Annotated in this window: 11 protein-coding genes; 6 read left to right on the forward strand and 5 right to left on the reverse strand. The window is 69.1% G+C overall.

The window, feature by feature from the left end; translation table 11 throughout:
- Positions 1-6: 6 nt before the first annotated feature.
- A complete protein-coding gene (locus A5680_RS09460; protein ID WP_067818610.1) occupies positions 7-792 on the forward strand; it encodes a trans-aconitate 2-methyltransferase in 786 nt (261 codons plus the stop codon).
- Here the strand turns inward: A5680_RS09460 and A5680_RS09465 are convergent.
- Together A5680_RS09465 and bluB are read right to left on the reverse strand one after the other, a co-directional pair.
- Positions 789-2,192, reverse strand: a complete 1,404-nt coding sequence (locus A5680_RS09465; protein WP_067818613.1) for a sulfatase — start codon at positions 2,190-2,192, stop codon at positions 789-791. The two genes, A5680_RS09460 and A5680_RS09465, sit on opposite strands and share 4 nt — an antisense overlap.
- A gap of 38 nt (positions 2,193-2,230) precedes the next feature.
- Positions 2,231-2,908 (reverse strand): 5,6-dimethylbenzimidazole synthase, encoded by a 678-nt coding sequence (gene bluB / locus A5680_RS09470; protein WP_055405844.1) that lies wholly within the window; start codon positions 2,906-2,908, stop codon positions 2,231-2,233.
- Between the two features lie 62 nt (positions 2,909-2,970).
- Between bluB and A5680_RS09475 the strand changes: the two genes are divergently transcribed.
- Positions 2,971-3,255: a hypothetical protein gene (locus A5680_RS09475; protein ID WP_055405448.1), complete on the forward strand. Its 285-nt coding sequence runs from the start codon at positions 2,971-2,973 to the stop codon at positions 3,253-3,255.
- On the opposite strand, the gene A5680_RS09480 is transcribed toward A5680_RS09475, so the two are convergent.
- Positions 3,239-3,721, reverse strand: a complete 483-nt coding sequence (locus A5680_RS09480; RefSeq protein WP_055405447.1) for a hypothetical protein — start codon at positions 3,719-3,721, stop codon at positions 3,239-3,241. The two genes, A5680_RS09475 and A5680_RS09480, sit on opposite strands and share 17 nt — an antisense overlap.
- Before the next feature lie 71 nt (positions 3,722-3,792).
- On the opposite strand from A5680_RS09480, the gene A5680_RS09485 reads away from it, so the two are divergent.
- Positions 3,793-4,461 carry a phosphatase PAP2 family protein gene (locus tag A5680_RS09485; RefSeq protein WP_067818617.1) on the forward strand — a complete coding sequence of 223 codons (669 nt, stop codon included), beginning with the start codon at positions 3,793-3,795 and terminating at the stop codon, positions 4,459-4,461.
- Positions 4,462-4,520: 59 nt separating this feature from the next.
- The gene (locus tag A5680_RS09490; protein ID WP_055405445.1) at positions 4,521-5,177 is read left to right on the forward strand and encodes a L,D-transpeptidase; all 657 of its coding nucleotides are present in this window, start codon (positions 4,521-4,523) and stop codon (positions 5,175-5,177) included.
- A gap of 4 nt (positions 5,178-5,181) precedes the next feature.
- Here the strand turns inward: A5680_RS09490 and A5680_RS09495 are convergent, their stop codons facing one another.
- Both A5680_RS09495 and A5680_RS09500 read right to left on the reverse strand, forming a co-directional pair.
- Complete coding sequence (locus A5680_RS09495; protein WP_197281337.1) at positions 5,182-5,655, reverse strand: nuclear transport factor 2 family protein; 474 nt, start codon at positions 5,653-5,655, stop codon at positions 5,182-5,184.
- A gap of 78 nt (positions 5,656-5,733) precedes the next feature.
- Positions 5,734-6,360: a TetR/AcrR family transcriptional regulator gene (locus A5680_RS09500; protein ID WP_067818620.1), complete on the reverse strand. Its 627-nt coding sequence runs from the start codon at positions 6,358-6,360 to the stop codon at positions 5,734-5,736.
- A gap of 38 nt (positions 6,361-6,398) precedes the next feature.
- Here A5680_RS09500 and A5680_RS09505 point away from each other — a divergent pair, with 38 nt between their 5' ends.
- Both A5680_RS09505 and A5680_RS09510 read left to right on the forward strand, forming a co-directional pair.
- Positions 6,399-7,616 (forward strand): hypothetical protein, encoded by a 1,218-nt coding sequence (locus tag A5680_RS09505; RefSeq protein WP_067818623.1) that lies wholly within the window; start codon positions 6,399-6,401, stop codon positions 7,614-7,616.
- Positions 7,617-7,773: 157 nt separating this feature from the next.
- Positions 7,774-8,970, forward strand: a 1,197-nt coding sequence (locus tag A5680_RS09510) for an Hsp70 family protein (protein WP_156675048.1), incomplete at its 3' end; no start/stop codon positions are given.

An 8,970-nucleotide genomic window follows, 5' to 3' on the forward strand; every position in this document is an offset into this window, starting at 1 on the left:
ACCGACATGTGGGATCCCGATGTCTACCTGGCCTTTGCCGACCACCGCAGCCGGCCCTTCTACGACTTGTTGTCCCGGGTGGGTACCGAGCGGGCCCGGCGGGTCGTCGACCTCGGTTGTGGGCCCGGGCATCTGACCAAATACCTGTCCCGGCGTTGGCCGGACGCGGTGATCGAGGCGGTGGACACCTCGCCGGAGATGGTCGCCGCCGCCAAAGAACGCGGCATCGACGCGGTGGTCGGCGATCTGCGGGACTGGAAGCCCAAGCCCGACACCGACGTGGTGGTCAGCAACGCGGCCCTGCACTGGGTGCCCGAGCACGCCGACCTGCTGGTCCGGTGGGCCGGCGAGCTTGCGGCCGGGTCGTGGATCGCCGTCCAGATCCCCGGCAACTTCGAGACGCCGTCACACGCCACGGTGCGGACCCTGGCCCGCCGCGAGCCCTACGCGAAAGTCATGCGGGACATACCATTTCGGGTTGGCGCCGTGGTGCAGCCGCCGATGCAGTACGCCAATCTGCTGCTGGACGCCGGGTGCCGGGTCGACGTGTGGGAGACCACTTACCTGCACCAGCTGACCGGTGAGAACCCGGTGCTGGAGTGGATCACCGGGACGGCACTGGTTCCGGTGCGGGAGCGGCTCAGCGCGCAGGACTGGGAGCGGTTCCGCGAGGAGCTCATCCCGCTGCTGGACGACGCGTATCCGCCCCGGGCCGACGGCACGACGATCTTCCCGTTCCGGCGGGTGTTCATCGTCGCCGAGGTCGGCGGTTCCCGGCGATCGGCCGGCTAGCCGCTGGCTTCCTTCTCGATGCCACGGTCGGCCGCGAGCGCCGACCGGGCGGTCGGCTTGACCCGGTGGATCTGCAGATACGTCTCGGTGTAACGCGCCGAGATCCGGGTGCCGGCGAACTCCGACGGGATCACGTCGCCGGTGCGTTGCCGCCAATCATGAAGGCGCACAGCCAAATCGGCGGCCACTTCGTCGGCGTCGGCATCGTCACCGGCCAGCAGGTTGGTGGTCTCGGTGGGGTCGGCGCGTAGGTCGTAGAGCTCGCGTTGCGGGCGCGGGGCGGTGATGAACGGCGCCACCGCGGCCCCGGACGGGCTTTCCTCGATGTCCAACGGCAGGTCGAGCAGCGGCCGGGGCGCGTAATTCTCGATGTAGCTGTATTCCTTGGTGCGAATCGCGCGGATCGGATCGAACGAGTCGTGATAGGTCTTCGTCGTGTACACGTGGTCCCGGACCGGCACGGTGTGCGGGTCCGGCGCGAGCAGCGCGCGGGCGTGCGACACCCCGTCGATCTCGGCCGGCACGTCCAGACCCAGCAGCTCGAGCAGCGTCGGCAGCAGGTCCACGCCGCTGAACAGTTCGTCGTACACGGTTGGGGTGAACGCCCGGCCGGTGGGGGGCCGGATGATCATGCCGATGCCGGTCCCCGCGTCGTAGAGCGTGGACTTGGCGCGGGGGAACGCCGGGCCGTGGTCGGTGAAGAACACCACCCAGGTGCTGGCGTCCAACCCCGTTTCGGCCAGCGTGTCCAGTAACCGGCCGACGGCGGCGTCGGCCGTCGCGATGGAGCCGTAGAAGCTGGCGAGGTCGCCGCGCACCTCGGGGGTGTCGGGTAGGTAGTCGGGCGGGTCGACGCCGGCGGGGTCCGCGGGCTCGTAGCGGTCCCGCGGATACGGCCGGTGCGTCTCGAAGAAACCCGCGGTCAACAGGAACGGTTGATTCGCGAGGTCTTCGGTGCCCTCGCGCAGCCATTGGGTGGCCCTGTCCACCACGTATTCGCAATACGAGTTCGACACGTCGAACTCGTCGAAGCCCAGCCGCTGCGGATAGGACGTCTCGTGCTGCATGCCGAAAAGCGCGGAGTACCAACCGGCTTCGGTCATCATCTGGGGCAGCGTGCGCACGCCGTTGCGGTATTCCCAGCCGTGGTGGGCCAGCCCGATCAGGCCATTGGTCTGCGGGTAGCGCCCGGTGAACAGCGATCCGCGCGACGGCGAGCACAACGGTGCCGTGGCGTGCGCTTTGGTGAACAGGATGCCCTCGGCGGCAAGGCGGTCGAGCCGGGGGCTACAGACGTCCGGGTGGCCGTAGACGCCGAGATAGCGGCCCAGGTCGTGCCAGTGCACGATCAGCACGTTGTCTTTGTTGCCCGCTGCGTCGTCCGGCGCCAATTGCGTCACCTCGTTAACTTGCCTCGCGACCGGCGACGATACCGCAGCTACTTGGGGGAAGCCTGGATGCGCTCACTGAAGCGGTTCTCGCACACGAACTCCGACAGCGGGCGGGCGACGGCCCAGCCGTCCAGTTCCAGCGCCGGGCGCTCGGGAAATTCGGGCACCGGACCCAGGCACAGAACGGCGACCGGCTCCGCCCCGGCGGGCATTGCAAGCAGGGCCGCCAGCCGGTGCGGATCGAACAGCGAAACCCAGCCCATGCCAAGGCCTTCGGCGCGTGCGGCCAGCCACAGATTCTGGATCGCGCACGACACGGACGCGAGGTCCATCTGCGGCAGCGTCCGCCGGCCGAACACGTGTTTTTCGCGGTCGTCGCCCAGCGCCACCACCAGCAACTCGGCGCACTCGAGGATGCCTTCGACTTTCAGGGCGAGAAACTCGTCGGCCCGCTCGCCCAGGGCGGCGGCGGTGAGCGGGCGTTCCTCGTCGACGAGCGCGTGGATGCGCCGCCGCAGCGCGTCGTCGGTGATCCGGATGAAGCGCCACGGCTGCATCAGGCCGACGCTGGGCGCCGCGTGGGCGGCCTGCAGCAGGCGGGCCAGCACGTCCTCACCGACCACGCCGCCGGGCGAGAACCGGCGCATGTCGCGGCGGGAGAAGATCGCCCGATAGACGGCCCGCCGCTCCTGCGGGCTGAAGGGCTCGTCGGTCACGGGAGTCATCGTAGGGAATCGGGGCTAGCGTGAACCCTGACCGGGCGAACACCCGAAGAAAGGAGTGTTCCGTGAAGCCCTTCGACCTACTCGACCGGCTGCCCACCGACGGGGCCGCCGGCCGCGTGTACGGCGAGCCCTATCAGACACCTGACGGCGCCACCGTGATCCCCGTGGCCAAACCGCTGGGCGTCTTCGTCATCCGCAACGGCGAGGCGTCCTGGAAGCCCGCCCTGGACGGCAACCGCATCGCGCTGATCGGAGTGATCACCGGCCTGCTGGCGGCCGTGATCGGCAGCCTGGCGGTGCTGCGGCAGCCGCCGTGGCCGCGGATGACGATCACGGACTATAGGTAACGCCGACCGCGCGGAACACGTACTCGGGCGGCATGTCGAAGGCCAGCGATCGCCGCGGCAGCCCGCCCAGCACGTCGTCGCCGATGGCCACCTTGTAGTGCAGCGACAGCTCACCGCTGAACTTCGGGTCGACCCGGGCGACGTCCACGTCGACCTGCAGGCCGGCGGACGATATCTCCACCCGCGCCGCACCGGTCTCCGGCGCGTCCCAGCGGACGTCGACGGTCGGGCCCGCGAGCCGGGGCAGCATCGACAGCGTGGCCAGCACCCGCTCGTCGGTGAACACCAGCGAACCCGTGTAGCTGGCGACGCTGTGCGGCAGACGGACGCCGGGGATGGCGCCGCGGAACCTCCTGGTGACCGGGACGAAGTCGGCAAGATAGCGCAGGCCCTCCGCCTCCACCTGCGCGTGCACGTCCTCGGGCAGCTTGCCGATGCCGAACAACCTGCGAACGAATACGGCCATGACGACAGTATGGACCGGGTTGAAAGACGGCGTGGTCAGGCCGCTCGCGGCCCGGCTGGTATCGGTGGGGTATGACCCGACCGCGGGCCGTTGCGGCCGTCTGCATCGCCCTGGCGGTCTACGCCCTCATGTGGGTGGGGTACGCGCAGCACTGGCACTGGGTGCAGCGCGCGGACTCCTCGCTGCTGGATGCCGCGCGCACCGGCGCGCTCGACCACCCGTGGTGGGTGCGACTCTGGGCGGACGTCTCGTTCGCGCTGGGCCCGGTCCCGCTGCGGGTGCTGGGCACCGTGGCCGCGGTGGTCGCCCTGGCGCTGCGCCGGGTGCGCGCGGGGCTGCTGCTGTTGGCCTGCGCGCCGCTCAGCGGGCTGGTGACGGTGGCGGCGAAGGCGCTGGCGGACCGGCCGCGGCCGTCGACCATGCTGGTGGCCGCGGCCGAAACGTCGTTTCCGTCCGGGCACGCGCTGGAGGTGACGGCCGCGTTGCTCGCGGCGCTGAGCCTGGCGTTGCCGGCGATCCGCGGGGCGGTGCGCGGTGTCGCGGTCGCGGTGGTCGTGCTGATCGCGTTGGCGGCGGGGATTTCCCGGGTGGCGCTGAACGTGCACTACCCGTCCGACGTGTTGGCCGGCTGGGCGCTGGGCTACCTGTATTTCCTGTTGTGTATCACGGTGATTCGGCCGCCGACCGCCGCGTTCTCCCGAAGACCGTGGGACACCGCGGATTTGGTCACGGCGCGGTGACCTAACCGGGTCGAAAGCTTTACTTGACCCCGCGCCCCGCGGGTTCGACGATTGAGGTCATGCGCCGACTGCTCGCTTCGCTGTTCGCTTCGGCGTGCGCATTTCTCGTGGCGCTGGCCCTGGCGCCGGTCGGCGGCGCGGCCGGGGCTCCCTGGTTTGCGAACGCGGTCGGTGATGCCACGCAGGTGGTTTCGGTGATGAGCACCGGCGGATCGAACGCGACCATGGACATCTACCAGCGCACCGCCGCCGGCTGGGAGGCGCTGCGGACGGGCATCCCCACCCACGTCGGTTCGGCGGGCATGGCGCCCCAGGCCAAGAGCGGGGTGCCGGCCACCCCGATGGGCGTCTACACGCTGGACTCCGCCTTCGGCACCGCGCCCAACCCCGGCACCGGCCTGCCCTACACCCAGGTGGGGCCGAACCACTGGTGGAGCGGCGACGACCACAGCCCAACCTTCAACTCCATGCAGGTGTGCCAGAAGGCGCAGTGCCCGTTCAACACCGCCGAAAGTGAAAACCTGCAAATCCCGCAGTACAAGCACGCGGTCGTGATGGGCGTGAACAAGAACAAGACCCCGGGCGGCGGCGCGGCGTTCTTCTTCCACACCACCGACGGGAAACCCACCGAGGGCTGCGTCGCCGTCGACGACGCTCAGCTGGTGTCGATCATGAAATGGCTGCGGCCCGGCGCGGTAATCGCGATCACCAAGTAGCGCCTCAGGTGGCCAGCGCGCGCCCGGGCTTGAGCGCGAAGTTCATGCCCTCCAACGACATTGTGGCGTCGTAGGTCCGGTCGTACCCGGTTCCCGCGATCTTCCAGCCGGCATCGGTGCGCCGGTAGGTGTCGCGGTAGAAGGCGGCGCCGATCAGCATGAAGTTCAGGTCGGCGACGATCACCCGGTCCTGCAAATACCAACTGCCCGTTGCGGTGTCGCCGTCGACGACGATGTCGGGATGGGTCACCCGGTGCTCGGTGATGACGTTGGCGGGCAGCGACGTACGCATGTACTCGACCAGGTCGTCGCGGTTGGTGAAGTGCAACTCGTTGCCGAGCGACGGGCCGTAGTCGGCCTTGATGTCCTCGGCGAGGGTGTCGGCGAAGTCGTCCCAGTGCTTGGTGTCCAGCGCGCGCAGGTACCGGTACTTGACCTGCTTGATGGCTTCGATGTCGGCGAGATCGTGAGGGGTCATCAGGTCATTGCAGCACACGGGTGATTGGCCCGCTGCGCTCGCATCGACGGGCCGGCGTCGCCGAGACGTAAAGCACGGTCACCGGCCGTCGGAGAGGTGGCGGGTGACCATGTCGATCAGGGCCCGTCGCTCCAGGCTCCAGTCGATCGCGGTCCCGGTGACCATCCGCACCAACACCACGCCCCGCAAGGTGGCCCAGATGACCTCGGCCACACCGGCATTCGCCGGATCGTCGGTGATCAGCCGCCCCAACTGGCCGATGGCGTCGTTAATTTCCAGCAGGTGCCGGCGCGGCGACTCGCCCGGTCCGCCGCGGGTGGCGCGCAGAATCTCGAACGCCGCCATCGACGTGGGGCTGCTGTAGCAGGCCCACGCGGTGTCGACCACCACCTCGATGCGCTCCCGTAGGGGCAACTCGCTGACGTCGGCCGACGACAGGCTGTCGATCAGCCGGTCCACCCCGTCGTCCACGACTGCCATCAACAGTCCGTTGCGATCGCCGAAGTGATACTGGATCACCCCCCAGGTCACGCCCGCGCGCTCGGCCACGTGTTTGGCGGTCGCCGCGGCGAAGCCTTCCTCGGTGATGCAGCGGACGGTCTCGTCGATGATCCGCGCGCGGGTGTCGTCGCCGCGCTTGCGCGGCGCGGTGGTGCGCCGGGTGGGGCCAACCGAGCCTCCGGCCTGACCTGCGATAACGGACATTGTTGACTTTATAACATAGCCGAGTCTATTTTTGGCCGGTGAGCCGATACGCGCGGTTGACCCGCGAGCAGCTGGCCGTGCTGGTCCCCGAACTGCTGCTGATCGGGCAGCTGATCGACCGCTCGGGCATGGCCTGGTGCATCAGCGCGTTCGGCCGCGAGGAGATGGTGCAGATCGCCATCGAGGAATGGGCGGGCGCCAGCCCCATCTACACCCGCCGCATGCAGCGGGCGCTCAACTTCGAGGGCAACGACGTGCCGACCATCTTCAAGGGGCTGCAGCTCGACATCGGCGCGCCGCCGCAATTCATGGACTTCCGCTACACCGTCCACGACAAGTGGCACGGCGAATTCCAGCTCGACCACTGCGGCGCGCTGCTCGACGTCGAGCCGATGGGGGAAAAGTACGTCTTCGGGATGTGCCACACCATCGAGGATCCGACGTTCGACGCCACCGCGGTGGCAACCAACGCGCGCGCCCAGGTGCGCCCCATCCACCGGCCGCCGCGAACACCCAAGGATCGCCACCCACACTGCGCGTGGACCGTCATCATCGACGAGTCCTACCCGGAGGCCCAAAGCATTCCCGCGCTGGACATCGTGCGCCAAACCCGCGCCGCGACATGGGAACTCGAGCCGATCGACCGCTCCGACGAGGGCAACGCGGACTACTCCGGACCGTTGCTGTCCGACTTCGACTTCGCCGGCTTCTCGCATTCGGCGCTGGTCCGGATGGCCGACGAGGTGTGCCTGCAGATGCATCTGCTCTACCTGTCGTTCGCCATCGCGGTGACCGCACGCGCCGCCGACGACGCCCAGGCCGTGACGGTCTGCACCCAGGGCCTGACCGGCATCGCGGGCGTGGCCGCCGAACGCATTCACCGGGCGCTGAAGCTCCCGGGTGGGGTCCAGGGGGTGCTCGAGGTGCTCGAACTGCACCCGCTGCTCAACCCCGCCGGCTACGTCCGCGCGGAAACGGCCGACCGGCTCGTGGTGCACCGCTCACCCGCCCACGACGACGCCGCCTGGATCGCCCTGTGCTCACCCGAATCCGTGCAGCCGCTGCAGGCGATCGCCACCGCAGTCGACCCGCACGTCGGGGTCCGGGTCAGCGGCACCAACACCGACTGGACCGCCGAACTGGTGGAAACCGACACCGCGGCCGCCGAACTGCCCGAGGTGTCGGTAACGAAAGTCAGTGGCGGAGCGACATTCCAGTTTGAACCCAGGCGATCGCTGCCGCTGACCGTGGTGTAAGCACCGGCGCGGATTTGTCAAGGGGCCTGCGGTACCGCTTCGGTGACGAGGTGGCATCGACCGGATACCGATGACGTTGCAAGCCATCGGTTTTGGGCGTGTCCGCGGCTATGGTTAACGCTGGCCACCGACCCCTATAGACGAAAGTTTTCGCTCTATGTACGACCCACTCGGGTTGTCGATCGGGACCACGAACCTGGTCGCTGCGCGTAACGAAAGCCCACCGGTAACCCGGCGGTCGGTGCTGACCCTATATCCGCACTGTGCGCCGAAAGTCGGTGTGCCCGAAGAGACTTCGTATCCGGCGGAGCCGGGCGTGATGATGCGGGGCTTCGTCGAGCGCATCGGCGACTCGGTGGCGCTGGTGTCGGCCGACGGGTCCGCGCATGACCCGGAACTGCTCACGGTGGAGGCGCTGGACGGGATGGTGCGCGCCGCCGGCGCGGACGCCTCTTCTTCGGACATCTCCATCGCCGTGCCCGCCTACTGGAAACCCGTTACGGTGCAGGCGCTGCGCGACGGATTGCGAACCCATCTGGGGTTCGTGCGCAGCGGCATGGCACCGCGGCTGGTCTCCGACGCGATCGCGTCGTTGACCGCGGTCAAGTCCGAGCTCGGCCTGCCCGACGACGGTGTGGTGGGGCTGCTCGATTTCGGCGGCGGCGGCACGTCGGCCACGCTGGTCAACGTCGCGGGCGATTTCGAACTGGTCAGCGCGACAATGCGTTACGCGGCCCTGTCCGGGGACGAGATCGACCAGGAGCTGCTGCTGCGGGTGTTCGAGGAGCTGGGCCGCGGCAGCGGCATCGACCCGGGCAGCACCGCCGCCGTGGGGCAGCTCGGCGAGCTGCGGGAGCAATGCCGGTTGGCCAAGGAGCGGCTGTCCACCGACGCGGTCACCGAGATCACGGCCGAACTCGGCGAGCGCCGGTGCAGCCTCACGCTCAGGCGAGACGACCTCGAAGACCTGATGACCGACCGGCTGACCGGCTTCATCTACGCGCTGGACGACATGCTGGTGCGCTACCGAAAGGGCTGGACGGACCTCGCGGCCGTGGTGGCCGTCGGCGGGGGCGCGCACATTCCGCTTGTCGCCGAACGGCTTTCGGTGCACGGACGCACGCCGGTCCTGACGCCGGCGCAGCCCGCCCTCGCGGCGGCGTGCGGCGCGTTGCAGCTGGCCGCCCGCGGGGACGAGCTGAGCCTGCGCACGCGGACGTCGATCGGCCTGCTCGCGTCCGCGCACGCCACCGGCGACGTCGTCGACCTCGGCGCCGGCGACGTGCTGGTGATCGACGACGAGGCGATGACCGATCGCGAGCTGGCGTGGTCGCAGACCGAATACCCCGGCGAC

It is taken from the genome of Mycobacterium sp. E2989 (genome assembly GCF_001667595.1).
Lineage (GTDB): Bacteria > Actinomycetota > Actinomycetes > Mycobacteriales > Mycobacteriaceae > Mycobacterium.